Below are 23,943 nucleotides of genomic sequence, written 5' to 3' on the forward strand. Positions count from 1 at the left end.
CGGCCGCTGCGGGTCAGGCGCTCGCGGGCCAACGCCTGTCGGCGGCCGAGGTCGCGGCAGCCTCCCTGGCCAGTGCACGCAGTCGCTGACGCGGGACCAGCAGGGCGATCAGCGCGCCGCCGATGGCGGCGCAGGCTCCGACGAAGAAGCAGATCTTGAAGGCGTCGTGGTCGGGGATCGTCACGCCGGGCGTGAGCTCCATGGTCTTGCTGGTGAGGATGGCCGCCATCACGGCGCCCGCGACCGTGGTGCCGACCGACCGCATGAGGCCGTTCAGGCCCACGCTCGAGCCGGCCTCCTCGACAGGGACGTTGTCCATGATCAGAGTCGGCATGGCGGCGTAGCCGATGCCGACACCGGCAGAAGCGACGATCGAGGCGAGCATCAGCTGCCACGGGGCGTCCATCAGAAAGACGGCGACGATGTAGCCGCAGCCGGTGACGAGGGCACCCACCGAGAGCGTGATTCGGGCGCCGATCGTGGTCATCATCTTCGCGGAGACCGGGGCGAAGAGCAGCATCATCAGACCGCCGGGAGCCATCCAGAGGCCGGCCTCAAGGATCGTCTGGCCCAGCCCGTAGCCGGTGGCCGTGGGCATCTGCAGCAGCTGCGGGACAACGATGGCCTGGGCCATCATGCCGAAGCCGATGAGTAGCGCGGCCAAGTTGGTGAAGAGCACCGGACGGCGGCTCGTGGTGCGCAGGTCGACCAGCGGGTCGTGGTGGCGCAGCTCGTACCAACCCCAGGCGAGGAGGACGACGATGCCGCCGACGATCGCGCTCAGGGTCTTGCCGTCGCTCCAGCCCCACGTCGAGCCCTTCGACACGCCGATCAGGAACGAGGACAGACCGACCGCGAGGCCGATGATGCCGACCACGTCGATGTGAGCCGGATGGGCGTCGTGAACGTTCGGGACGACCACCGCGGTGAGCACCAGGACGACCGCAGCGATGGCGGAGGAGACCCAGAAGAGGGCGTGCCACGAGTAGTTCTCAGCGATCCACGCGGACAGCGGGAGACCGAGGGCGCCGCCCACGCCGAGCGTGGCTGAGACGGCGGCGACGGCACCGGCGCGCTTCTCGGGCGCAGCGGTCTCGCGCACCATGCTGATCGCGACCGGGATGTAGCCCATCGCGATGCCCTGCAGGGCACGGCCGACGAGGAACGGCGCGATGGTGCTGGACAGCGCCGCGACCACCGACCCGAGGACCAGGATCGCGGCCGACGCGACCATGATCTTCTTCTTGCCATACATGTCGGCGAGGCGGCCGGTGACGGGCATGGCGATGGCGGCGGCGAGCAGGGTCGCAGTGATGGCCCACGAGGTGTTGGCGGCGCTGGTGCCCAAGAGCTGCGGCAGCTCGGACTGGATCGGGATGACTAGCGACTGCATCAGCGCACCGCAGAGGCTGCCGAGGCACAGCACCAAGGTGATGACGGTGGGCGAGAACCGGGAGTTGACAACCTCTACCGGTGCTTCCCCTGCGGGGGAGCTGGTGTTCACAGGAGTGGATCTTTCTGAACTCGGGAGTGTGTAAGTTACACACGGGCGCATGTAGACTACATACAAACGTCGGGCGAGCACAGCGGGAGCGAGTGTGCGACACGTCACGCAGGCACTGAGGGCATCGCCAATCTGGGACCTCGTGGTTGCCACGGCCCGGCTCGAGCGCGGGCGCCGAGCGGTCGAAAGCCGGGCCCAACTAAATACGGCCGACCTGCGTTTGATCTGGCTCCTCGTAGAGGAGGGTCCCCGCACCATGAAGGAGATCTCCGAGGAGCTCGGACTCGAGCAGTCGACCGTCAACCGGCAGGCCAACGCCGCCCTGAAGGCCGGCTACCTCGAACGGGCCGAACAGGCCGGCGGGGGCGCGCGGACGCTGACCCCGACAGACGAGGGGTACGACCTGTTCGCCGGCGACATGCGCTTCGTCATGGCCGTCCTCGAGGAGGGACTCTCGGCCGTGCCGGTGGCCGAGGCGAAGCGATTCATGGACAACCTTGTGACGTTCTCCGAGGCCTACACTCGGGCTGCCGAGCGGTCGAGCTGACGGTTCGCTGCGAGTTCGGTCAAGCCCGGAGTCGTCTTCACGCACGACGGTCGGCCCGCGGTGCGTTTCGAGATCGGCTCCGCGGTCACCGACACGCAGTACGCCGCTTGGCGGCCGGACCTCGCTGCAGCAGCCATGGGTGCCCGCCGTGCTCGCGCACCTGCTCACCATCGGGCAACACCGAGATCCCCCCACCGGCCGAACATCCGGTCGAGGCTCGCGGCCAGCCGGACTTCGAGACACGAGCGCCCACATGAACCGAACCCTCATGTCTTGAGCCTGGTACCGGCGATCGCATCTGGCGCTCTTGAAGTGCGGGCGAACGCGGCGGAATGGGGCACCTTGCGACCGCGCCGTGAGCGGTCGTTTCGGTGGCTGTGCCACGCTTTTTCTCGCTCCGAGCGTGTGTGACGAAATCACCTCATGCCTGCGCACAGTCGGTGAGACTAACCAGATGCCAGCGCCGAAATACACCGAGATCCTTGCCGAGCTTGATCCTGACTTCGCCCAGGCAGCGGAGACAGCACGAGTCCTGCAAGCGCTTGTCGTACAACGATTGATCTCTGGTCCCGAGTATCACAGGGCGGTCAGGCTCATCGCGACGCTGGCAATCAGCGATGTCTTCGACCTCATTGACGAGGTCGAGCGCGGGAGCGGGCGCGCCGCGATGCGGAGCGCGCGCAGCCTGATCGAGCACGCCGTCAACATCCACAGCGTGATCACTTCCGAGGAGGCCGCGGAGCGCTACCTCGCACATCTCGACCAAGGGCCAATCCTCCTCGCCGATGCGCCAGAGGCCCCAATGTTGGACACCGGTCCGCGGCGCACCGTGATCCGTGCCGCCCGAAGGGCCGCGAACGCCGCACGGTCGAAATGGGAGGAATCCCTGGAGCGGTACGGAGCGAGCTTCGCCCGCCAATGGCACACAGCCAACTTGTATGACCGCGCCGCCGCCTCAGGACGTGGAGACCTGTACGACCTCTATCGAGTCGGTTCGGCGGTGGCCCACGGAAGCTCGGCCGGCGCCATCGGTCAATTCCGACTTCACGATTCTGACGTAGCCACCTACGCGGCTGGAAGGGTCCCAGCACTCGTACCTCTGGCGTTGGCGACCGGTGTTGAGGCGTACCTACAACTTCTTGTGCATCTGGAGGACAAATACCCCGGCTTCGACGCCAACAGCCCCGGAAGCGCTGTCAAACATCTGGTAACGCTGCACGGGAACGCCGTCTGGAAGGCAGCGCAAACGGCCACTCGGGGCATCACAGACAAAGCCGAGGTGGTCGCGTATCTCGCCTTCTCCGCGCGCGGCAAGACCAGGTGGTACATCCACTCCTCAGAAATGCCATCGGCGTGGCTCCCGGCTTCTCCCGATCCGTACGCGAAAGAGGTCGCGGAATGGCTGTTGCCTGTTCGAGAGGCGTATGTCGAGGGCGGTGGGGAGTTCACGGAGGGTGGCTGGGCCGCCATGGAGGTCGGACCCATCTCGCTGTGGCCGGACTGGTCTAAGCGCTCGATTCCCACCGGGACCATGCCGCTGATCGTCATGACTCCTGACATGGATTGGATCACAGGAGAGGTCGTCGAGGAGGGTGCCATGATCAACGGCTGGACGGTCCACAGATCCCGTGGCGACCCGCCCTCAGACAACTAGGTGCCCGACGACTAAGCGTTCCTGCCACTGACGCGCCCAGGGATCTCGATCTGCTCAGCCGAAGGCCCCTGTCATCGCCATGAAGAGGTGCCCGGCTGGCGGCGGAGTCACGCATCTCGGGTAGCGAGAAGCCTTCCTGGAGGCGTGCGGAGTGGGACGGACCCCGGGCAAGTGCTCCTCCTCGCCACCCTGCTCTTCGTCTTCATCTGCAGCGGAATTGCTCACATCCGAGGGATTGGTCTCGGCAATGGTCTGGTTGGGCGGAGTGGCCGCGCTTGGCCCACAGGCACTCACGATGTTGCGGATTGCTTCGAGGGTGTTGGGCGGCAGGTCGAACTTCCCATGTTGCGAGGGACTAACGCTAGGGCCGGCACGTCCGGGGCGTCCTTCACCACTGGGCCACCAACGGCTCGAACGTCGTGCCCGCCGTCGGCACCCCGCACGCTCATATCTCGGCGGGAGCCCAACGCCCGCGCCACCGTCGCCCCCCACACCCAGGTCCCGCGGGAACTGACACTGCAGAACACCGTCCGCAACCAGCCGAATCAGACCCCCGATCCTTACAAGTTCACGCAGCCGAGCTGTCTTGGTGGCCTCGTTTTTCGACCGTCGCTATGACCTCATTTTCCGAGCGTGGTGTTGGGCGGGTTCGTTGGAGGCTCCGCCCCTCGCTCTCCAGTTGGTCGATCAGGGAAGCCTTGCGATCCCGACGTTCCGGTCCTTCGCCATCTGGAGTAAGGCCCGTCGGCTGGCCAGCGGGACGCTCTCCAACTGGTGATTCGGAACGAAGGCTGTGGAACTATCCCCGGGCGCAAAGTACCAATGAAGATCGTCGTCGCTGTCAGTCGAAAAGACCGATGCGGCCTTCATGAACTCATTGAGCTTGGCCGAGGCCTCCCCACTGTTGGCAGACAGGAGCAGGAACTCCCGCTCCCGGCGGGGCAATGATGAGTCCTGGCCGACTTGCGTACCCAGCACTGCGAGCTCCTTTCGCAAGGAGGTCATCTCTTGCAGCAACAGATCGACCCGAGGATCACTGTCCTCACCCTGATCAGCCACCGCCTCGGAGGCACGTATGCGGAGCCCGAATGCCTGCCAAAGAGGGTTAGACCCGTCGCACGACTCGTAACTCGATCGAATATGCGCTGCGAGCTGTGTGACATCCTCTGTCGTGTTCCAGCCATGCAGTGCAGACCGGTATGTGGCCGTATTGATGCTGCTTGTGTCGAACGGCAACGTCGTGAACTCGTCCCGCACGAGCGCGATCGGTAGATTGAGGGAAGTGCGCACACCGAGCTCGAAGAATACGTTCGGGTTGTGAGAACTCAGGTCGCACAACACCATGTCCGACGTCTCCAGGTGGCGGATGATGCTGGCGTGGATGAGTTCGGCCCCGCTCATGATCGGCAGGATCGGCTCGAACTCTGCGTGCTCGATGGCTGGCACGAAAAGGGTCTCGCGTACGTGCTGCCAGTGATCCGGGTCGGCGAAACGCTCAGCGTCGGCCTCGTGCGTTGTGACAGGCATCACGATGAAGCAGGTCGGTTTGGCCACACCCGCACCCTAGACGCACCGTTCTTCCTCGCCGCCGTGATGACGAACGACGGATGTTCGATCCTTCGTGGGTTCGGGCAGCCGAACTTCGAAGACGCGAAGGCCGTGATTGCGCCGGAGCACGCCCTCAGGGGCTTCGACCTCATGCCTGAGGAGCCAGCGCACTTCAGAGAAGCCGCCAGGCAACGACGTCATGAAGACACATGCGTGCGCCAGTACGACTTCAACCCATTCGTGGCGAAGCCGTTCGTCACCATGCCCGACGGGACGGATCTTGCTCCTTAGCCGACGTGTGTGCGAAAGCAGGGGAGGGGAGCCCGGCTTCACGGGGCACCGAGCACGGCCACGCCGGACCAACGCCCCTTTGCGGCTTGACCGTCGTAGGCGGCGATGTGGGCGACTGAGGGTGAGGGAGCTGCGATGGTTTGCCTACGAGCACGCCTCGCTGGCGTGAGGCTGCCAGCTAGGTGCACGACGGCCGGCGCTGATTCAGGCTTGACCATCGTGCGCTCGTTCAGCGAGTTGATCGGGTCAATCGACGGTGGCCGCGACCCTCGAACAACAACACCTGCGGGTGTACAGGAAGACCCCGGCACTGTGATCTACGCTGTGCGTCCCCGGGCGCTCGCTGATGTGGCGTGGCTCTCGTCTCGCATCTTGAAAAACCCACACGGAGGGATTAAGTTATGTCTAAAGTCCCTTCGTGTGAGGAGCTGCATCCAGCAGGTCCAAGGGGGGCTATCTGGGCTGTCAAGGTGGAGGATGGGTCATGTCCTGCGGAAGAATTTCTCCAGTCCCTCGAACTCCGAGCGCGGGCACAGTTCAGGGCACGCTTCGACGCGTTGTCGCAGACAGGCACGCTGCGCACCCCTGACTTCATGAGGGTCCTCAACGTGCCCGGTAGCCCGAAGGTCTACGAGATCAAGGTCGACCACGGGCCGGGCTGGAGGCTCTATCTGATCCGACTGGGAACGTCTTGGTACGCCACCCATGGCTGCAAGAAGCCGAAGGATCGCAAGGTGGCCAAAGAGGCCAAGAGAGCACGAGATGTATTCGCCACAGGAGGCGGCAGTGAGTAACTGGTGGACCGACGGTCCTGAGGAGCGGCGCGTTCTCGCCGAGGAGCGCCTGGTTGTGAAGGTCGCAGAGAGGCTCTCCATGGCGATCGAGCGGACTGGGACTGTGAAAAAGGACCTTGCGGGACGACTGAACATCAAGCCCGCCGAGCTCAGCCAACGCATAAGTGGTAGCCGCAACCTCACCCTGCGTTCTCTCGCGGCGATGGCTCACGAGCTTGGGTTTGAGGCCGAGATCAACCTTCGGCCCATTGCAGCTCCAGCTGATCGACGCCCCGCCATTGCTTCTCGTCGCACAATGGACTGGCCGGCTGAGGACCTGCGTTACACCCAGACGGGGGTAGCGATCCGAGGCATTGCCGGCCACAGTGGCGCGGCGTGACGCGGCAAGTCAGCGTCGCCAATCTCCGCACGATGGCGCAACGGGTTCTCGACCACGTGCACATTGAGGACATACGTCTCAAGTCACTTAGCTGTGACAGCTCAGACGTCCTTTTGGCTGGACCATTCGAAGTCTCGACGGGAATCTCCTTCCGAGGTGTTCCGCGCAATCGGCAAGCCGTGGAGTGCTGGATCCGTTACATAGTGGACGCGACCGCGGGGCAGGCCGACTCTGACTATGAATCGTCTAAAGCATGGGGTCTGCAACTCGAGTTGATTGCGAACTTCGAGCGCAACAACAGTGAAGAGTTATTGCCAGACTTTTCGGCTGATGAGTTGGAAGCGTTTGCATTCGCGCTCGGCGTCATGCACGTTCATCCCTATGCTCGGGAGACGGTTCAAAGCGCGACAAGCAGGCTCGGCTACCCGCCTTTCACGCTCGATACGATTCTCCCGCCTACCGCTCACCCTGACGACGAGGTTATAGACCTGGAATCAGCGGAAGACACCTAGCGGGCAGGTAGCGGTCGCTCCCTGATTGAGGCATCGGAAAGTTCTGGTTCATCAGTTCGCCCTGGGGCATCTGGAGCTTGGTTCGTGCCACCCCAGAGCGGTGCGGGTTCCAAGGTCGAACCGTGAGCGCCAATCCCTCGTTTTCCGTTAAGCGGCCCCGCTGACGCGCAGACGCGTGATCCGAGCTGGCACTACCGCGATCGGATGGGCGGCCGCTAGCCCGTCGCCATCGGCCAATCTGAACACGAACCAAGTCGCGACGTCGGAGTCCAGCTGGCCGGACAGGCCACCCCAGCCAGCCGCGTCATTGTGGGCGGTGTGGGTCACCTTCACCTCTGCTGAGCTAAGCCCGCCAGCCCACCTCGGGGCAGCCATCCCGATCGAGGCGGCTACCTGTCCCGGTCCCTCAGAAGGCCGGGCGCTCGACGGAGCGCCCGGCGAAGGCGCCGCCCACGTGCGCGGCAGCGTCCTGGTCGCCCTCGGCGGCCGGCACGGAGGCGGCGTACTGCTCGGCGTCGTCGAGGGGCTGGTAGCCCAGCCGGCGGCCGGGCTCGAGGTCCCACCAGGCGCGGGTGTTGGCGCTGATGCCGTAGAGCACCGCATAGCCGGGGGCGGGCGCGGTGAGCGCGGCCTCGACCATCCGCACGCAGTCGTCGGGGGAGAGCCACGTCGACAGGGCGCGGGTGTCCTGCGGGGTCTCGGTGAACGACCCGATCCGGCAGCTGACCGCGTCGATGGCGTAGCGGTCGGCGTAGAGGCTGAGCAGCGCTTCCGCGGCAACCTTGCCGACGCCGTAGAAGGTGTCTGGGCGTGGCCGCTCGTCGATCGTGAGCAGGTGCTGCCTGGGCGTGCGGCCGACGGCGTGGTTGGAGGAGGCGAAGACGATCCGGGTGACGCGGTGCTCGACCATCGCGTCGAGCAGCGCTGCGGTGGTGACCACGTGGGAGGTGAGCGACTCGGGGAGCCCGCGCTCCTCGGGGATGCCGGCGAAGTGCGCGACCGCGTCGATGCGCTCCTCGTCGAAGACGGCCGCGACCGCGTCGGGGTCGGCACAGTCGGCGACGTGCCAGGCACCGGTGACTCCCTCGGGCGCGGGCACCAGGTCCAGCCCGACGACCTCGTGACCGCGGTCGGCGAGGCCCTCGCACAGCACCCGGCCGATGCTGCCGCCGGCCCCGGTGAGCAGGACGCGCATCAGATGAGGGGGACGACGCTGCCGAGCAGGTCGCCCATCCGGCTGGCGGCGGCCTTGCCGGCCGCCAGCACCTCGGCGTGGTCGAGGGGCTCGCCGCTGATCCCGGCCGCGAGGTTGGTGACCAGGCTGATGCCCAGCACCTCCATGCCGGCCTCGCGCGCGGCGATCGCCTCGAGCGTGGTGCTCATGCCGACGAGGTGCCCGCCGATCGCGCGCACCATGCCGATCTCGGCCGGCGTCTCGTAGTGCGGACCGGGGAACTGCACGTAGACACCTTCGTCGAGGCTGGCGTCGGCCTCCTTGCAGAGCGCGCGAAGCCGGCTGGAGTAGAGGTCGGTCAGGTCGACGAAGTTGGCCCCTTCGATCGGGGAGGTCGCGGTCAGGTTGATGTGGTCGCTGATCAGGACCGGCGTTCCGGGCGACCAGGTCTCCTTGAGCCCGCCGCAGCCGTTGGTCAGCACGATCGCGCGGCAGCCTGCCGCGGCAGCGGTCCGCACCGGGTGCACGACGGCGCGCACGCCCTTGCCCTCGTAGAAGTGGGTGCGGCTGAGGAACACCAGCAGGTTCTTCCCGCCCGCCCGCACGCTGCGGATCCGTCCGCTGTGGCCGGCCACCGCGGCGGCCGAGAAGCCGGGCAGGTCGGTGGTTGCGATGTCGGCCGTGGCCTCGCCCAGGGCGTCCACGGCGGGCAGCCACCCGGAGCCGAGCACGAGAGCGACGTCGTGGCGCTCGACGCCGGTCAGGTCGGCGAGGACGCGGGCGGCCTCGGTGGCGAGCTCGGACGGGGAGGTGGCGGTGGTGGCGGTCACGAGCGCGACTCTAGGACCGGACAGGGTCGATCGCCCAACATAGGCTCGGCTGCGTGACCGATGCCGACACCCGTGCGCGCACAGAGCTGATCGTGAGGTCGCTCGACCAGGCCTTCGCACCCCTGATGGAAGCCGACCCGGTCGCGTTCCGGGCGAAGTACCGCAAGATGGCCGCCGACCCGCACGCGTTCTACCGCGGGTCGGCGTGCGTGTTCTACGCCGACGTCAGCGAGGAGCCCGACGACTACGTCGACGACCGCTGCTCGCGGATCTGGATCCACGGCGACCTGCACGTGGAGAACTTCGGCACCTACCTCAACTCCGACGGCCGGCTGGTCTTCGACGTCAACGACTTCGACGAGGCCTACCTGGGCCACTACACCTGGGACCTCCAGCGGTTCGCGGCGAGCCTGGCGCTCGTCGGCTGGCAGAAGGCGCTGCCCGAGGCCACCGTGCGGCAGCTCATCGCGCGCTACGTCCGCGCCTACCTCCTCCAGATCAACCACTACCGCGACAGCGCCGACGACGACGACTTCGCCCTCCACCTCGACAACAGCACCGGCGCGGTGCTGGAGGCGCTGGTGCTGGCCCGGCAGATCCGCCGGGCCGACCTCCTGGACGGCATGACCATGCTCGAGGGCGGCGTACGCCGCTTCGCTGGCGACGCCTCGGTCCGCCCGCTCGGCAAGGCAGAGCGGGCGAAGGTGGTGGCCGCCTTCGAGGGCTACCTGGAGACCATTCCGGAGTCGAAGCGCTTCGACCGCGACCTGTTCTACGAGCTCCGCGACGTGGTGGGCAAGTCCGGGTTCGGCATCGGGAGCGCCGGCCTCCCGGCGTACAACCTGCTCGTCGAGGGCTACAGCCAGGCGCTCGACAACGACGTGGTGCTCTCGATGAAGCAGGCGAACGTGCCCGCGCTGGGCCGCTTCGTCGACTCGGCCGCGGTGGACGGCTACTTCGAGCACGAGGGGCACCGCACCGTGGTCAGCCAGCGAGCCCTGCAGGTGCACACCGACCCGCTGCTGGGGCACACCAGCCTCGACGGGGTGGGGTACGTCGTCGCGGAGGTGTCGCCGTACGAGGTGGATCTCGACTGGGGCGGCCTCAACGAGCCCGACGAGATCGCGACCGTGGTCGACCAGCTGGGCCGGGCGACGGCGAAGATTCACTGCGCCTCCGACGAGGACAGCAGCCAGGACCTCGTCGACTTCCAGGTCGAGGAGGTCATCGGGCAGGCGCTGGAAGGCCGGCGCAAGGCCTTCACCGAGTACGTCGTCGACTGGGGTCTCGCGTACGCGACGCGGGTGCGTGAGGACCACGCGCTCTTCGTGGATGCCTTCCGTGAGGGAGAGATCGGCATCAGCGCCACGTGACGCGTCGTCGGCTTGCGCCTCTCCTCGTCTCGGCCCTGCTGGTCGGGTCGCTGGTCGGCTGCAGCAGGCACGACGAAGGCAACCGTCCGGCCGGCGCGGTCGTGGTCGCGCTCCGGGAGCCGGAGCGCACCCAGGTGATCGACGGCCACTCCGTGCTGCAGCCCTGCACGGCCGAGGCCGCGTCGGACGAGACCGACGGGACCGACGCCGTCGCGACGCGCGTGGCCTCGATCGTCGTGCCGGTCGCCTACCGGGTGGACCCGTTCCCGCAGGACCTTCCCGCCGCGACGCTCGAGGGGGACGACGCGGCGAGGTACCTGCCGACGTGCGCCTTCATCGTCGGCAGGGGCATCGACTCCTTGCGGGTGAAGGGCCGCGACGTGTTCGAGGTGACCATCCCGGCCCGGCAGTCCTTGCGCGCAGCGCTGCCACACCTCGCGTCGCAGGATGCGCCGCACAGCGTGGAGGACGACGTGCGCGTGCTCTCGGGTCGTGCGGGGGAGCGGGCGACCTACCGCCTCCGCGTGCCCGGCATCGGCGCCTACGACGTGGTCGCCCTCCAGGCCGACGGCGTGCGCCTCACCTGGCTCGCGCCGGTCGGCCGGAGGCCGACCGAGGAGCGCGACGCGAGCCGGCTGTGGCGCGACGTGCAGGCCAGCCTGGCCGTGCGCTCACCGGCCGCCGGCGACGGCGACCCGGACGCGCGCTCCGACGAGGTGATGCCGCAGGAGCCGACGTACGAGGCCATCAAGTTCGGGCCGGTCACGACCGGGCCGCCGCCGACGGGCTATCGGAGGGCGTCCTGTGCCGGCCCGCGAGGACACCGGTCGGCCATCGTGACGTTCTGGGCTCCCGAGCGGCTCACCAGCGGGCGCACGTGCTCGCTGTCGCGCCAGCGGCCACTGCAGGCCGAGCTGGAGAGGCTGACCGTCTCCGCCGACGTCGACGCTCCGTTGCGCGACGCCTACGAGTCGGAGAAGAGGTTCGAGGCCGACGGGGGTGACGACGCCACCAGCGACCTGGAGTACGACGGCGACGTGCCGGGACCCGGCGGGCTGCGGGCGGAGTCGCTCGTCTTCACGGCGTTCAACGACGGCTCGCCCAAGGAGACGCATGTCGTGCAGGCCGGCGGCGTCCGGGTCTCGTGGCCGGTCCTGCCGGGAGGCTGGGGCCCGCAGGCAGGCGAGCTGATGATGGTGCTCGAGTCGATGAAGGTCAGTCGGGGTTGACCGCCGCCGGCCTGGACTGACCCTTGCGTGTGACGTGGTTCACGTGCATCATCGGACGTCAGACGTCCGACGGTTTGGGGCTAGGAGGATTCATGCCGGAAACGGCGAGTCTCGGAACCGGTGGGATGCCCGCAAGCATCGGGTCCTCGACCCCCTCGCTCTCGACGGCGGCCTGAGTGCGAAGTGGACCGGGCGTCGCCGTGCACCACCACGCGCGGACGACCTCGGGTCGCCTACCCCGGAGCGCTGAGCCGATGACACCCGGAAGCGTGTCCGCGCGCGACGGCGCTGCTTCCCAACGAGGCTCGCCACCTCCCGGCGGGACAGCTGTCCGCCCACCTGGTGTTCCTGCGCGTCTCCCGCCCAGGACACCGCCCGTGACACCCGGCTGATCGTCGGTTGTCACCGACAGCTCGACCTCCGCCGAGCTGTCGGAGGGCACGGCGATGTCGTCATCGCGACGCGCAAGCCCAGCTGGACACTCGTGGGTCCTCGCGATCGAGGTCCTGGCTACCGAGCCCAGGACTGCTTCAATCCAGCCAATTTCCAAGGAGTTGCACACATGTCCCGAAGGTTGTCACGCAGGTTCTCCTTCTCGGTCGTCGCGGTAGGTCTCACGCTGCTCCTGGCGGCGTGCGGAAGCTCGGGTGAGGGCGACGACGAGTCCGCCGGCGGTGGCACCGATCTCGGCGAGGTCCGCCTGGGGCTGGTGTGCGGTGGCGTGACCCCCCTCATCCCGCAGGTCGCGATGGCGGCCAAGACCTTCCCTGAGGGGCTCTCCGTCAAGTCCACCTGCTTCGACGGCGGCTCCGAGATGGTCCAGGCCCTGATCGGCGGCAGCGTCGACGTCGTCATCGGGTCCATCGAGTACCCCCTCTCCCTGCGCGCCCAGGACCTGGACCTCAAGGCGTACGCGGTGCTCGAGAACCGGATGCCGTACGTCCTGGTTGCGCCGCCTGACTCGACGGTGGACTCCATCGACGACCTGGAGGGCGAGAAGGTCGGGATCACCTCGCCAGGGAGCCTGTCCGACACCGAGCTGAAGAAGGCGGCGGCCGACGCCGGCGTGGCCTACGACAGCATGCAGGTGCTCGGAGTCGGGGCGGGGACGACGGCGATCGCCGCCCTCCAGCAGGGTCAGGTGGCGGCAGGCATGGTCCTGCAGCCGACGCTGGCGGATCTCCTGGACAAGGGCTACACCACCGTCTGGTCCCCGGACTTCTCCTTCCTCTCCATCACAGCGCTCGCCAAGCCCGACTGGGCCTCCGACCACGAGGCGACGATGAAGGGCTTCCTCGAGGGGCTGAGCACGGCCTACGACAAGTCGGAGGCCGACGCCGGCTTCGCCGTCGACGCCATGAGCGACAGCGACTTCGCGGTCTCGGACGACGTCCTCGCCGACGCCGTCAGCTTCACGCTCGACATGGTGCCGCCCGGCCTGACCGTCGAGGAGAAGGACTACCAGAGCACCACCGACGTGCTGGTCGACCTCGGCCTCTACAAGGAGTCCGACATCCTGCCCTTCGACGAGGCCCTCGACTTCGGGCTGCTGCCGAGCAAGTAGCGGAGCGACCCTTCCTCGAGGAGGAGATCCATGCCCATCGACTCCAAGCTCCCCGCTGACGACGTGACCGGGAAGGCGCGCGGATGATCATCGACCCTCACAACCACGTCCTCGGCACTGCCCTGCCCCCTGGGCACGAGCGGTTCATCAAGGAGATGCGGGGGGCGGGGATGCGCACCGCCGGCCTCCTCCCCAGCGACCGACCCGCCACGGAAGAGGACTGGGACAAGGCCGGCGGCGGGTGGGAGCCGGTCGAGCCGACCCGGCTGCTCGAGGACCACCGCGCGGTCGGTGTCGACGTGTCGGTGATCCTGTCGGTCGCCCCCTCCGACTACACGGAGTACGGCATGAGGGGGTCGGTCGACCTCACGGGGGCGACCGACGTCCCCGGGCCCCCTTCCATCGACCGGGCCAACGACTACATCGCCGCCCTCACCCGCACCTATGACTCCCTGCTCGGGATGGCTGCGGTGAACCCGAGGTACCGGGGTGTCGAGGCGGCCAAGGAGGAGCTGAGCCGGTCCGTCGGCGAGCTCGGGCTCACCGGACTGAAGATCTACCCGATGTACGACCACTACGCCGTGGACGACGTCGAGCTGTCGATGCCGGTCCTCGAGCATGCGATGGCCCTCGACATCCCGGTCATGGTGCACATGGGGCTCACCCCGGCGCGCGACACCGTGCTCGCCTACGGGAAGCCCGGCGGGCTCGACGAGGTGGCCCGCCGGCTGCCCGACCTCAGGATCCTGGTGTGTCATGCGGGGTTCCCGTGGGTGGACGACACCCTGTCCATCGTCGGCCGTCACGAGAACCTCTACCTGGACGTCAGCTACTTCATCCGCAAGGTCGCGCAGGCGGACATCTACGGCTTCCTGCAGAGGGCGCGCCAGCTCGACTGCCCGTGGTCGCGCATCTGCTGGGCGAGCGACTACCCGGGCGGTGGCGCACCCGCGGAGGTGCTTCCGAAGTTCGCGCTGGTCAACGACGCCGCGGACGGTGGGATGCCGGTCGGGCGTGCCGACATGGCCCACATGCTCGGCGGCAACTGGGCGCGCTTCGCCGGGCTTTCCGACTGGAGCGCCGAGGAGACGATGGCGCAGGTGGAGGAGTGGGAGCCGCGCTGGCGGACCGCGTGGAGCGCTGCGGCATCCGAGGCGCCGCGCCCCGGGGAGGACGATCCCGGCTGCTGCTCGTGACCCGGGCGTCCGTGGGTTGAGCGCAGGCGGGGCCGCCCGCCTCAGCGAGACTCGGCGGGGGACGTTCCCGGGCTCGTGTTGATTCTCGTACCCAGCCCGCGGGAGCGTGCCTTGTCGATCAGCAGGCGGGTGATGGCCTGGTCCCCGCTGCCGTACAGGGCCGAGTTCTTGAAGACGGTGATCTGGGCGTCGTTGACGCGACCAGGATGCTCGCCCCGCATCAGGTGACCGAGGTCCACCAGCTTCTCCGCGGGGAAGAGGCCCTTCTCCCGCGAGTCGTACAGGTCAGCACCTCGATCCAGGTCGACTTGGAGCACCGAGCTGGTGCCGATCACATCCGCCCGCCGGAGCGTCTCGTCGTCCAGCTCGCGACGCTTCCTACTCACGTGCCCTCTGGTCTGAAGGCCAGAGTCGCCGGTGACGAGTGACACGACGTGCGCACCAGGACTCAGCCAGGACCCGTCCAGGACGGGCGTGCTCGCGTTGGTCGCGCAGATCACCACGTCGCTGTGCGCCACTGCCTCCTCCGCTCCCGAGACTGCTGTCACCCTGAGACCCAGCGCCTCGGAGGTCTCGGCCGCGAAGGCAGCAGCACGATCGGGGTTCCGGCTGTAGACCTTCACGTCCTGGATGCGACGAACGGCAGTGAGCGCCGCCACGTGGAGTCGGGCCTGGTTCCCGGATCCCAAGACTCCGACGAGGGGGGTGTCTCTCTTGGCGAGCAACTTCGTGCCCACCATGCTGGCGGCCGCAGTTGCGATGCCGAAGTTGGCATGGGTGGTGGGAAACTCCGGCGAGTACGGCTCACCGACGATGATCGCGTCGAGCTCGGCCGTCTCCAGGTTGTAGCTGACCCTGACGGGGCTTCCGAGCATCGAGTACGTCTGATGACCATCGTCATCGAACTTCAACAGCTCGGCATGGACGGCCAGGCCGGTCCCGTTGGCCGAGGGCGCTGCCCCCTGGTGGACTGTCGCACGCACCCCGCTCGGGGCGAAGACCCGGTGCCGGGGCTCACACAGAGCCGGATCATCCGCCCAATCTCGACACGCATGTTCAAGGGCGGCGATTGCCTCCTCGAAGGTGATGAGTCCATGCAGCTCCTCTGCAGTCAGCAGCAAGACCATGCTGATTCCCTTCCCACCGGTTCATCCGCCTGAGGCGCCAGCTCGCGCCGGGCGAATCGCGCAGACAGTCTGACGGATCCCGCCTCGCAACCGCGCCGGCCGTCCATGGTTCCCGGACGGCCGGGGATCAGGAACGGCGTCGACCAGCCCAGGCGCGAGTCCGGCCGGCCGCGCCCGGATCGGCGACCGGGGCCGTCTGCTCCCACACCCGCCGCCACCGGGCCAGGTCGGGTCCGGCGGGGTCCGGAGTGCTGCCAGCCGCCTGCCGCCTCCGCGCCTCCCACCAGGTGCTCTGCTCCTCGTCGAGGAGGGTGGCGACGGCCTGCCTGATCCGGGGCGCGAGGTCGCGGGCCGACTCGCCCGGCTGCGGGCGCACCGGGTCCCCGAAGCGCACGGTGAGGCGGCGCCGACCGGGGCTGGGCCAGCTCTGTCCGCGGGGCATGGCCGCGAACGTGCCGCGGTGCGCGATCGGCACCACCGGCACCCCGTTCTTCACCGCGAGGTGGGCAGCACCCAGCTGGAACTTGCCCACGAAGCCGTCGGGCGACCGGGTGCCCTCGGGGAAGATGACCAGGCACCAGCCGTCGGCGAGCACCTCGTCCGGCGTGGTGGCCATGGTGCCGCCCCGCCGCTCGATCGGGAAGGTGTTGAAGACCACCGCCGACCCGACGGCCCGCCACCAGGTGTCGAAGAAGTAGTCGGCGGCCGCCGCGACGGCGGTCCGCCTGCGCCACTCGTCGGGCAGGGACAGCAGGATCAGCGGGGTGTCCAGGTGGCTCGCGTGGTTGGCCACGAAGATGACCGGCCCCTCCAGGCGTTCGAGCACGTCCAGCCCCTCGACGTGGGTGCGCACCTGCGAGCGGAACAGCGGCTCGAGCCCGGCCCTCTGCGCCACCTCGCGCGCCACGCGGGCCGCCGGGCGGCGGGCCCAGGCGGTGCGGAAGACCGTCGTACGCGCCGGAGGCACGAAGGCCTCGGCCGACCGAGGCACCTGGGACCGCCGTCCCCAGCGCCAGCCGTCGGCGACCGTGCGCACGTCGGCGACACCGTCGCGAAGCCAGTTCACGACAGGTCCGCGATCAGGTGGGGCGGGTTGTGCAGGTAGGAGATCGACGGGCTGGTGCCCACGGTGCCCGACACCATCTCCAGCGCGTCGGCGAGCGTGGACGCCGCCCGGAAGCCCAGTCGCTGGGCGACCTTCCGGTCGGCGCCGACCCACACCACGTCGTCGACGTGGTCCATGGCGTGCGCCGCCCAGTACCACATGTAGAACGGGTGGACGCCGTGGTAGGCGTGGGAGGTGCGGTAGAGGTGGATGTACCACGGGTCGGTGGCGAACTGCTCCTCGTACTTCGCCTCGATCACCGCCGGGTCGGTCGACTCGGCCAGGATCTCGTCGTAGAAGTCGACGTAGCTGGGGTGGTGCAGCTGGTCGAAGCCCTCGTTCAGCGGGTGGTAGAGGATCACCGCCCCGCCGCGACGAACCACGGGCTGGCCGCGGTAGGAGTTGAAGTAGTAGCCCAGCCCCATGCAGGTGGCCAGGACCGGGTTCATCGAGGAGCTCACGTTGTAGGGCCCGAGGTAGGGGACTCCCATCACGAGCACGTCGCTCTGCCCCTTCACCTCGACGAGCTGCTGCCGGTGCACGGCGGCGATGGTGCGCTCGTGCACCGCCTCGGTGTCACCGGCGTGGACGCCTGTCAGGCCGTACGGCGCCCGGATGTCGTGGAAGAGCTTGTGCTTGAGCCGCCGGGGCGCGGCGGCCAGGCCGCGGCGTACGCCCAGCATCGAGGCCTGGTCACGGACGCCCCACTCCCACTCGCGCTTCATCAGGAAGTCGTAGGGCGCTGGGAAGACGTCGTTGTTGAGGGTCGTCTCGATCTGGAAGATGTCGAGGTGCTCCTTGAGGAGCCGCCCCATCCGCCAGGCCGAGAGGTGCAGGTGCGACTTCGTGTGGTCCATGAAGGAGTGCGAGCGGACCATGGTCTTGGCGTTGTGGTGGTGCCGCAGGCTCTTGTACGACGCGAGCCCGATCGGCACGGACTTGTGCCCGCCGTCCATGGCGACGAGGTTGACGTTGACGTAGACCAGCAGGTCCGACTCCGCGGCCCGGCGGTTGATCTCGACGTCCTCGCCCCGGTCGGTCTGGCCGACGTGGAGCAGGTTGTCGCGGTCCTCGGCGTCGTGGTTGGTGAGCGCGCCCTGGGGATGGAACGAGCGGAAGACCCGCTCGCCGACGATGTGCCGCAGCTCGGCGTCGGTCATCCGCCGGTGCAGCGCGTTGGCGGCGACGATCTGCACGTCGTCGACGCCGGCGTCGGCGGCCATGGTGAGTACGGCCTCGATGATGCGCTGCCGGATGTCGGGTGCGCGCATGGGCGGCAGCGGCAGCGACACGTCGTCGAAGGCGATGGTGAGACGCATGCCCGGCCGCAGCTTGGCCGGCAGCGGGTCGGCGTCGACCGGGTGCAGCAGCGCCTCCTGGATCGCCGCGTCGACGTCGGCGATCCCGGGCAGCGACTCGGGCGGGTAGATCACCCGGGTGCCCAGCGGGAAGGTCTCCAGCCGGAATCCCTGGCCCTCGTGGACCACCAGCGGCGGGGTCCGGTCGTCCACCTCGAGCACGAAGCCTGGTCGGCTCATGGTCGGCTCACCCCTTGTCTCCTCGGGTCGAATGCCACTTTGACGGTGCCGAGCCGGCCGGCGCCATGGGCGTGGTCGAGCGCCTCCCGCCACCGGTGCAGCGGGTAGCACGCCACTGACTTGGCCAGCCGGCCGACCGCGTCGCCGGCGACGAGCTCGGTCGCGATGTCGAAGGCGCCGCGGCCGTCGTGCTCGCGCTGCGCGGAGGAGTAGGAGCCGACCACCTCGAGCTCGCGGAACCACGCCGCCGAGAGGTCGGCGGCCGCCGGCATCCCCGACAGCACGACCCGGCCTCCCGCGCGGGTGGCGTGCAGGGCCGTCTCCATGGACTGCCTGCTGCCCACGGCGTCGACGGCCACGTCCACCCCGCCGAGCAGGTACGGCGACGAGTGCTCCGGCTTGACCTGGAAGGCACCGGTGGACCGGCGCAGCCGGCGGAGTGCCTCGCCGGGTGCCACCACCTCGGTGGCGCCGAGTTGGAGCGCCAGCTCGCGCTGGTGCGCGTGCTTGGCGACCACGGTGATCTCGCCGGCGCCGGTGAGGCTGCGCAGGGCGAGGGTGGTGAGCAGGCCCACGGATCCCGCGCCGCTCACCAGCACCCGGGCGTTCTCCTCGACCCGGGCGCGCAGCGCGGCGTGGACGGCGCACGCCATCGGCTCGATCAGGATCGCCTGCTCGTCGGAGTAGCCCTCGGGGACGGGATGCAGCTGGCTGCGGTGGGCTGCCAGGACCTCGCCCCAGCCGCCGCCCGTGCCGGCACAGAAGCCCGTCTGCAGGCCGGGCGGGAGGTGACCGACCGTGATCCGCGCGCACCTGTTGGTCGCGCCCGTGGCGCACGCCTCGCACGGCTCGACCCCGCGGGCGGCGCACGCCAGCACCGGGTCGACCACCACCCGGGTGCCGGCGGCGAGGTCCTCGCAGTCCTCGACCAGGTCGGCGACCACCTCGTGACCCGGGACGAACGGCATCGAGACCAGGCCGGAGAAGTAGAGGCTGGTCCGGCCCGACAGCGCCCCGAGGTCGGAGCCGCACACCCCGGAGAGCCGGCTGCGAAGCCGGGCCCAGCCCGGCCGGTCGACGCTCGGCTCGTCGATGGTGACCAGCCGCAGGGGAGCCGCGAACCCCGAGAGGATGCCCGGCAGCCGGTCGCCGACGGCGCGTCCGGCCAGGTGCCGGGGGAGGGAGCGGTACATCTGCAGGGCCAGCATCATCGGCGTACTCCCGCGGGGTTGACCGGCCGGGCGGCGGCGCTCGGGCTCGCCCAGTCGACGGTCGGCCAGTGGTGCCGCCGGGCGTGCCGGGACAGGGAGACGTCGGGGCGCACGGCGACGGGGTTCCCGACCGCGGCCAGCAGCGGGAGGTCGGAGTGGCTGTCGGCGTAGCCGTAGCTGGCCGCCAGGTCGATCCCGTGGGTCGCCGACCACTGGCGCATCCATGCCGCCCTCGACTCGCCCACCAGCGGCGACGCCGCGAGGAAGCCGGTGCAGGTGCCCCGGTCGTCGACGGCGAGGTCGGCGGCCTCGATGTGGTCGAAGAGGGGGACCAGCGGCCGGGTCAGCGGGCGGATCGCCCCGGTGATGAGCACCGTGGTGTGGCCGGCCGCGCGGTGCTCGCGGATCCGGCGTACGGCGGCCGGGGCGAGCCGCGCGAGGACGTGGTCGGTGAGGACCTCGTCGACGACGGTGTCGAGGTCGGCCAGCCGGGCCCCGGCGTACTCGCGGTAGATCGACCGCAGGAAGGCGCTCCGCTCGCGGCGCTCGGCCCGCACCAGGCCCGGCACCCGCGCGGCGATCCGGCCCAGCTCCCCGAGTCGCTCGGCGGGGGACAGCTCCTGGAGCCGCATCCACAGGTAGGTCTCGATGGCGTTGGACGAGAGCAGCGTGCCGTCCATGTCGAAGAAGGCCGCCGTGCGCTGCTCGCCCGGCTGGACCGGCCCGAGGGTGCCGGCGGCGCCCTTGGGACGCGCCCGGCGCAGCTCGTCGAGGTCGCGGATCGGTGCGGTGACCGCGGGACAGTGCACCTCGCGGAGGTAGTGGTCCCAGTCGATGTCGTCGACGTCGAAGCCGAACGCGGCACGGTCGTCGGGGTGCAGGCGGTCGAGCAGGGCCCGGGTGTGCCCGTCGTCGAAGCGGAGCTCCGCCTCGGCGTACTCGCGGTAGAGGTCGAGGTAGCGGCGCAGGAACTCCAGCCGCCGGCCCTGCCGGTCGAGCTTGCGGGCGAGGTCGCGCGCCCGGTCCGACCGGGGCGCGTGCCCGACGAGGTAGTCGGCGGCCCGGTGCGCACGCTCGCTCGTGGCGAGCAGCCGCTCCACGGACTGGGCGCCGGGGAAGCGCCAGTCGGGCAGCCGGGCCGCCCCGCGGTCGCCCACCTCGAAGGGGTGCTCGTCGAAGTAGGCGCGGACGCTCTCGTAGAGACAGCGGAACGTGAGCGGGTTGCGCGACCCCGAGCAGACGTGGAGGTACGACGGCGCGCCCGGCTCCGGGGGGTGAGCCACCGCCGCGGCGATCGCGGCGACCACGTGGTCGACGGGGACGATGTCGACGATGGTGTCGCCCGCCGCGGGGAACTCCGGCAGCTCGCCCCGGCCGTAGGCGAGGATCAGCGGCTCGGCCATCTTGAAGCCCTCGATCCAGCCCGGGTAGGGCCTGCGGAGCGCCGACTCGATGATGCTCGGCCGCACGATCGTGACCGGGGCCCGGCCGGCGTGTCCCTCCACCACCCGCTCGCCCAGCGCCTTGGTGAAGGTGTAGCAGTCGGTCCAGCCGAGCGAGCGGGCGCGCTCGGTGCCGATCCGGACGAGCTGCCGGGTGACCCAGGTCCTGCGGTCCTCCTCCGTCGCCGCGGCTGCGGTGATCAGCCCGGCCCGGCCGTGCCGCCGCTCCGCACGGGCGCGGGAGCGGGCCAGGTGGTCGGCGGAGCGTGAGGTGTGCTCGACCACGCGCCGCTGGGCCAGGCCCCAGGCCAGCTCGGCCTCGAGGTCGACGTCGTGGGCGACCGGCTCCTCGGGGATCGCGCCCCGCCGACGGCCCGCGACGTACGCCGTGGAGACGTGCACGTAGTGGACCTGGTCGCCGACCTCGCGGACCCGCTCGAGCAGGGCGCGGGTGCCGACCACGTTGGTGCGGAAGCCCTCGTCGACGGGCGGGTCGAAGGAGACGTCGCCGGCGCAGTGCACGACCGCGTCGAGGTCGCCAGGGAGCGCGGGCACCTCGGCCAGGTCGCCCTCGAGCACCCGCACCCGGCTGCGCAGCAGCGCCTCGACGCCTCCGGCCCGGTCGACGCTCTGCGCGAAGACCGGCTTGCCGAGCAGGGCGGTCACCCGGTCCGTGCCACTGGTCGAGTCCTTGGCCCGCACGAGCAGGGTCAGGGTGGTGTCGGGGGCCTCGGCGAGCAGCAGCTCCAGCAGGGCCTCGCCGACGAAGCCGGTCACGCCCGTGAGCAGGACGTGCTGGCCGGCCAACCGCTCCGCGATCCGGCGCTGCCGCTCGGCTGCCTGAGGCACGCTCCGCGCTCCTTCCAGGCCGTCAAGGTCCCTTCGGGCTCCTGCCGGTGCCCGCCTTGTCGGGCTTGTCTACCAGCCGCCGTAAAGACGCGTCGAGCGTTGCCGCCGGGTGGAGGGCCTCAGAGACCGGTCGAGCGGCAGTTGCGCCGCCGCAGCGCAGCGACGTAGTCGGCCGGTGCGTCCGCCGCCTCGGCGGCGTCGGCCAGCAGGCCGAGCAGCGAGGCGGACGGCAGCCCGCCCTCGTAGGCGTCGAGGACGTAGGCCCACACCAGCAGCTCGCCGGTCAGCGTCGAGACGCGCACCTTGGTCTTGCGGTAGAGCCCGGTGTCGGCGCTCTCCCACCCGTCCAGGGAGGTCTCGTCCTCCGGCGTGACGTCGTACACCGCGACGAAGACCTGGTCGATCGGGTCCTCGACGATCGTCGGCAGCGCGCCGTCCCAGCCGAGGTCCTCGCCGCCGAACGTGAGCCGCCAGCCGGTCATCCAGCCGGTGGTGCGCAGCGGTGAGTGCGGGCAGCGCTCGCCCATGCGCGCGGGGTCGAGGTTCGTCCCGTAGGCGGCGTAGAGCGTCACGGGGTGAGGGTATCGGCCCGCGGGTCGTCGCGGCGCGTGCCGACCGGCTCGCCGGGGGCTACCACGGGGCAATAGGCTGGGGCGGTGAGCGAATCCCACTTCGATGTCATCGTCCTCGGCGCCGGACCCGGTGGGTACGTCGCCGCGATCCGCGCCTCGCAGCTCGGCAAGTCCGTGGCCGTGGTCGAGCGCAAGTACTGGGGCGGCGTCTGCCTCAACGTCGGGTGCATCCCGTCCAAGGCGCTGCTGCGCAACGCCGAGATCGCGCACATCATCACCTCCGAGGCGAAGACCTTCGGCATCTCCGGTGAGCCGACGATGGACTTCGCGGTCTCGCACCAGCGCAGCCGCAGCGTGGCCGACGCCAGCGCCAAGGGCGTGCACTTCCTGATGAAGAAGAACAAGATCACCGAGATCGACGGCTGGGGCACCCTCACCGGGCCGAAGTCGCTCGACGTCAAGAGCGACGACGGCTCCACCTCGTCGTACTCCTGCGACAACCTGATCCTGGCCACCGGCGCCACCGTCCGGATGCTGCCCGGCATGAGCGTCAGCGACAACGTGGTGACCTACGAGGAGCAGATCCTCGACGCCGGACTGCCCGGCTCGGTCATCATCGGCGGCTCCGGCGCCATCGGCGTGGAGTTCGCCTACGTGATGAAGAACTTCGGCGTCGACGTGACCATCGTGGAGTTCCTCGACCGGATGGTGCCCACCGAGGACGCCGACGTGTCGAAGGAGCTGCTCAAGCAGTACAAGAAGCTCGGCGTGAAGGTGCTGCTGTCGACGAAGGTCGACGGCGTCGAGGACACCGGCTCGGGCGTGAAGGTCACGGTCAGCCCGGCGGCCGGCGGCGACCAGCAGGTGCTGGAGGCCGACAAGATGCTCGCCGCGTTCGGCTTCGCCCCCCGGGTCGAGGGCTTCGGCCTCGAGGCCGCGGGCGTGGAGCTCACCGACCGCGGCGCCATCGCCGTCGACGCCCGCGGGCGCACCAACGTCGAGGGCGTCTACGCCATCGGCGACGTCACGGGCAAGCTGATGCTCGCCCACACCGCCGAGGCGATGGGGGTGGTCGCCGCCGAGACCATCGCCGACGCCGAGACCGTCGAGATCAACTTCGACATGATCCCGCGCGCGACGTTCTGCCAGCCGCAGATCGCGTCGTTCGGCTACTCCGAGGCGCAGGCCAAGGAGAAGGGGTACGACGTGAAGGTCTCGTCGTTCCCGTTCTCCGCCAACGGCAAGGCGCGCGGCATGGCCGAGGGCGTCGGCTTCGTGAAGATCGTCGCGGACGCCACCTACAACGAGATCCTGGGCGCGCACATGATCGGCCCGGAGGTCACCGAGCTGCTGCCCGCCCTCACGCTGGCCCAGCAGTGGGACCTCACGGCCGACGAGGTGGCCCGCAACGTCTTCGCCCACCCGACGCTGTCGGAGGCCATGAAGGAAGCGGTCGAGGGGATCGCCGGCCACATGATCAACCTGTGATGAGTGCGAGATGAGC

At 69.3% G+C, this 23,943-nt stretch carries 22 protein-coding genes; 12 read left to right on the forward strand and 10 right to left on the reverse strand.

Annotation, left to right across the window (positions count from 1 at the left end; genetic code table 11):
* Positions 1-13 precede the first annotated feature (13 nt).
* Positions 14-1,762, reverse strand: coding sequence for an MFS transporter (locus tag ACP7BP_RS19610; protein WP_426247108.1), 1,749 nt, complete (start codon positions 1,760-1,762; stop codon positions 14-16).
* On the opposite strand from ACP7BP_RS19610, the gene ACP7BP_RS19615 reads away from it, so the two are divergent.
* Both ACP7BP_RS19615 and ACP7BP_RS19620 read left to right on the forward strand, forming a co-directional pair.
* A complete protein-coding gene (locus ACP7BP_RS19615) occupies positions 1,647-2,051 on the forward strand; it encodes a MarR family winged helix-turn-helix transcriptional regulator (protein WP_426247110.1) in 405 nt (134 codons plus the stop codon). The two genes, ACP7BP_RS19610 and ACP7BP_RS19615, sit on opposite strands and share 116 nt — an antisense overlap.
* A 454-nt stretch (positions 2,052-2,505) precedes the next feature.
* Positions 2,506-3,705 carry a DUF5677 domain-containing protein gene (locus ACP7BP_RS19620; protein ID WP_426247111.1) on the forward strand — a complete coding sequence of 400 codons (1,200 nt, stop codon included), beginning with the start codon at positions 2,506-2,508 and terminating at the stop codon, positions 3,703-3,705.
* Between the two features lie 687 nt (positions 3,706-4,392).
* Here the strand turns inward: ACP7BP_RS19620 and ACP7BP_RS19625 are convergent.
* On the reverse strand, positions 4,393-5,106 hold the full coding sequence (locus ACP7BP_RS19625; RefSeq protein WP_426247113.1) for a hypothetical protein: 714 nt from the start codon (positions 5,104-5,106) through the stop codon (positions 4,393-4,395).
* Here ACP7BP_RS19625 and ACP7BP_RS19630 point away from each other — a divergent pair.
* The 4 genes from ACP7BP_RS19630 to ACP7BP_RS19645 all read left to right on the forward strand — a co-directional run bounded on the left by ACP7BP_RS19630 (position 5,083) and on the right by ACP7BP_RS19645 (position 7,229).
* On the forward strand, positions 5,083-5,544 hold the full coding sequence (locus ACP7BP_RS19630) for a hypothetical protein (RefSeq protein ID WP_426247115.1): 462 nt from the start codon (positions 5,083-5,085) through the stop codon (positions 5,542-5,544). The two genes, ACP7BP_RS19625 and ACP7BP_RS19630, sit on opposite strands and share 24 nt — an antisense overlap.
* A gap of 401 nt (positions 5,545-5,945) precedes the next feature.
* The gene (locus tag ACP7BP_RS19635) at positions 5,946-6,338 is read left to right on the forward strand and encodes a type II toxin-antitoxin system RelE/ParE family toxin (protein ID WP_426247117.1); all 393 of its coding nucleotides are present in this window, start codon (positions 5,946-5,948) and stop codon (positions 6,336-6,338) included.
* Positions 6,331-6,717: a hypothetical protein gene (locus ACP7BP_RS19640; RefSeq protein ID WP_426247119.1), complete on the forward strand. Its 387-nt coding sequence runs from the start codon at positions 6,331-6,333 to the stop codon at positions 6,715-6,717. Before ACP7BP_RS19635 ends, ACP7BP_RS19640 begins: the two co-directional genes overlap by 8 nt.
* Positions 6,714-7,229: a hypothetical protein gene (locus ACP7BP_RS19645; RefSeq protein WP_426247120.1), complete on the forward strand. Its 516-nt coding sequence runs from the start codon at positions 6,714-6,716 to the stop codon at positions 7,227-7,229. The genes ACP7BP_RS19640 and ACP7BP_RS19645 overlap by 4 nt, the downstream gene beginning before the upstream one ends.
* Before the next feature lie 406 nt (positions 7,230-7,635).
* On the opposite strand, the gene ACP7BP_RS19650 is transcribed toward ACP7BP_RS19645, so the two are convergent.
* Together ACP7BP_RS19650 and ACP7BP_RS19655 are read right to left on the reverse strand one after the other, a co-directional pair.
* Complete coding sequence (locus tag ACP7BP_RS19650; RefSeq protein WP_426247122.1) at positions 7,636-8,424, reverse strand: NAD-dependent epimerase/dehydratase family protein; 789 nt, start codon at positions 8,422-8,424, stop codon at positions 7,636-7,638.
* Positions 8,424-9,233, reverse strand: coding sequence for a purine-nucleoside phosphorylase (locus ACP7BP_RS19655; RefSeq protein WP_426247124.1), 810 nt, complete (start codon positions 9,231-9,233; stop codon positions 8,424-8,426). Before ACP7BP_RS19655 ends, ACP7BP_RS19650 begins: the two co-directional genes overlap by 1 nt.
* Before the next feature lie 53 nt (positions 9,234-9,286).
* Between ACP7BP_RS19655 and ACP7BP_RS19660 the strand changes: the two genes are divergently transcribed.
* The 4 genes from ACP7BP_RS19660 to ACP7BP_RS19675 all read left to right on the forward strand — a co-directional run bounded on the left by ACP7BP_RS19660 (position 9,287) and on the right by ACP7BP_RS19675 (position 14,595).
* Positions 9,287-10,606 (forward strand): DUF2252 domain-containing protein, encoded by a 1,320-nt coding sequence (locus tag ACP7BP_RS19660; protein ID WP_426247126.1) that lies wholly within the window; start codon positions 9,287-9,289, stop codon positions 10,604-10,606.
* On the forward strand, positions 10,603-11,835 hold the full coding sequence (locus ACP7BP_RS19665; protein ID WP_426247127.1) for a hypothetical protein: 1,233 nt from the start codon (positions 10,603-10,605) through the stop codon (positions 11,833-11,835). The genes ACP7BP_RS19660 and ACP7BP_RS19665 overlap by 4 nt, the downstream gene beginning before the upstream one ends.
* A 562-nt stretch (positions 11,836-12,397) precedes the next feature.
* Positions 12,398-13,399, forward strand: coding sequence for an ABC transporter substrate-binding protein (locus ACP7BP_RS19670; protein ID WP_426247129.1), 1,002 nt, complete (start codon positions 12,398-12,400; stop codon positions 13,397-13,399).
* 83 nt (positions 13,400-13,482) lie between these two features.
* Positions 13,483-14,595 carry an amidohydrolase family protein gene (locus ACP7BP_RS19675; RefSeq protein ID WP_426247131.1) on the forward strand — a complete coding sequence of 371 codons (1,113 nt, stop codon included), beginning with the start codon at positions 13,483-13,485 and terminating at the stop codon, positions 14,593-14,595.
* 41 nt (positions 14,596-14,636) lie between these two features.
* On the opposite strand, the gene ACP7BP_RS19680 is transcribed toward ACP7BP_RS19675, so the two are convergent.
* Positions 14,637-15,470, reverse strand: coding sequence for an ornithine cyclodeaminase family protein (locus ACP7BP_RS19680; protein ID WP_426247133.1), 834 nt, complete (start codon positions 15,468-15,470; stop codon positions 14,637-14,639).
* Positions 15,471-15,482: 12 nt separating this feature from the next.
* Here ACP7BP_RS19680 and ACP7BP_RS19685 point away from each other — a divergent pair, with 12 nt between their 5' ends.
* A complete protein-coding gene (locus ACP7BP_RS19685; protein ID WP_426247135.1) occupies positions 15,483-15,755 on the forward strand; it encodes a hypothetical protein in 273 nt (90 codons plus the stop codon).
* A gap of 94 nt (positions 15,756-15,849) precedes the next feature.
* Here the strand turns inward: ACP7BP_RS19685 and ACP7BP_RS19690 are convergent, their stop codons facing one another.
* The 5 genes from ACP7BP_RS19690 to ACP7BP_RS19710 all read right to left on the reverse strand — a co-directional run bounded on the left by ACP7BP_RS19690 (position 15,850) and on the right by ACP7BP_RS19710 (position 22,439).
* Complete coding sequence (locus tag ACP7BP_RS19690; RefSeq protein ID WP_426247137.1) at positions 15,850-16,788, reverse strand: lysophospholipid acyltransferase family protein; 939 nt, start codon at positions 16,786-16,788, stop codon at positions 15,850-15,852.
* Positions 16,785-18,365, reverse strand: coding sequence for a lactate racemase domain-containing protein (locus ACP7BP_RS19695; RefSeq protein WP_426247139.1), 1,581 nt, complete (start codon positions 18,363-18,365; stop codon positions 16,785-16,787). The genes ACP7BP_RS19690 and ACP7BP_RS19695 overlap by 4 nt, the downstream gene beginning before the upstream one ends.
* A complete protein-coding gene (locus ACP7BP_RS19700) occupies positions 18,362-19,576 on the reverse strand; it encodes a zinc-dependent alcohol dehydrogenase (protein ID WP_426247141.1) in 1,215 nt (404 codons plus the stop codon). The genes ACP7BP_RS19695 and ACP7BP_RS19700 overlap by 4 nt, the downstream gene beginning before the upstream one ends.
* Complete coding sequence (locus ACP7BP_RS19705) at positions 19,573-21,867, reverse strand: HAD-IB family hydrolase (RefSeq protein ID WP_426247143.1); 2,295 nt, start codon at positions 21,865-21,867, stop codon at positions 19,573-19,575. Before ACP7BP_RS19705 ends, ACP7BP_RS19700 begins: the two co-directional genes overlap by 4 nt.
* 119 nt (positions 21,868-21,986) lie before the next feature.
* A complete protein-coding gene (locus ACP7BP_RS19710) occupies positions 21,987-22,439 on the reverse strand; it encodes a gamma-glutamylcyclotransferase family protein (protein WP_426247144.1) in 453 nt (150 codons plus the stop codon).
* Positions 22,440-22,523: 84 nt separating this feature from the next.
* Between ACP7BP_RS19710 and lpdA the strand changes: the two genes are divergently transcribed.
* Positions 22,524-23,927 (forward strand): dihydrolipoyl dehydrogenase, encoded by a 1,404-nt coding sequence (gene lpdA / locus ACP7BP_RS19715; protein ID WP_426247146.1) that lies wholly within the window; start codon positions 22,524-22,526, stop codon positions 23,925-23,927.
* The last annotated feature ends 16 nt before the right edge of the window (positions 23,928-23,943 follow it).

Source organism: Nocardioides sp. LHG3406-4 (assembly GCF_049897745.1).
Taxonomy (GTDB): Bacteria; Actinomycetota; Actinomycetes; order Propionibacteriales; family Nocardioidaceae; genus Nocardioides.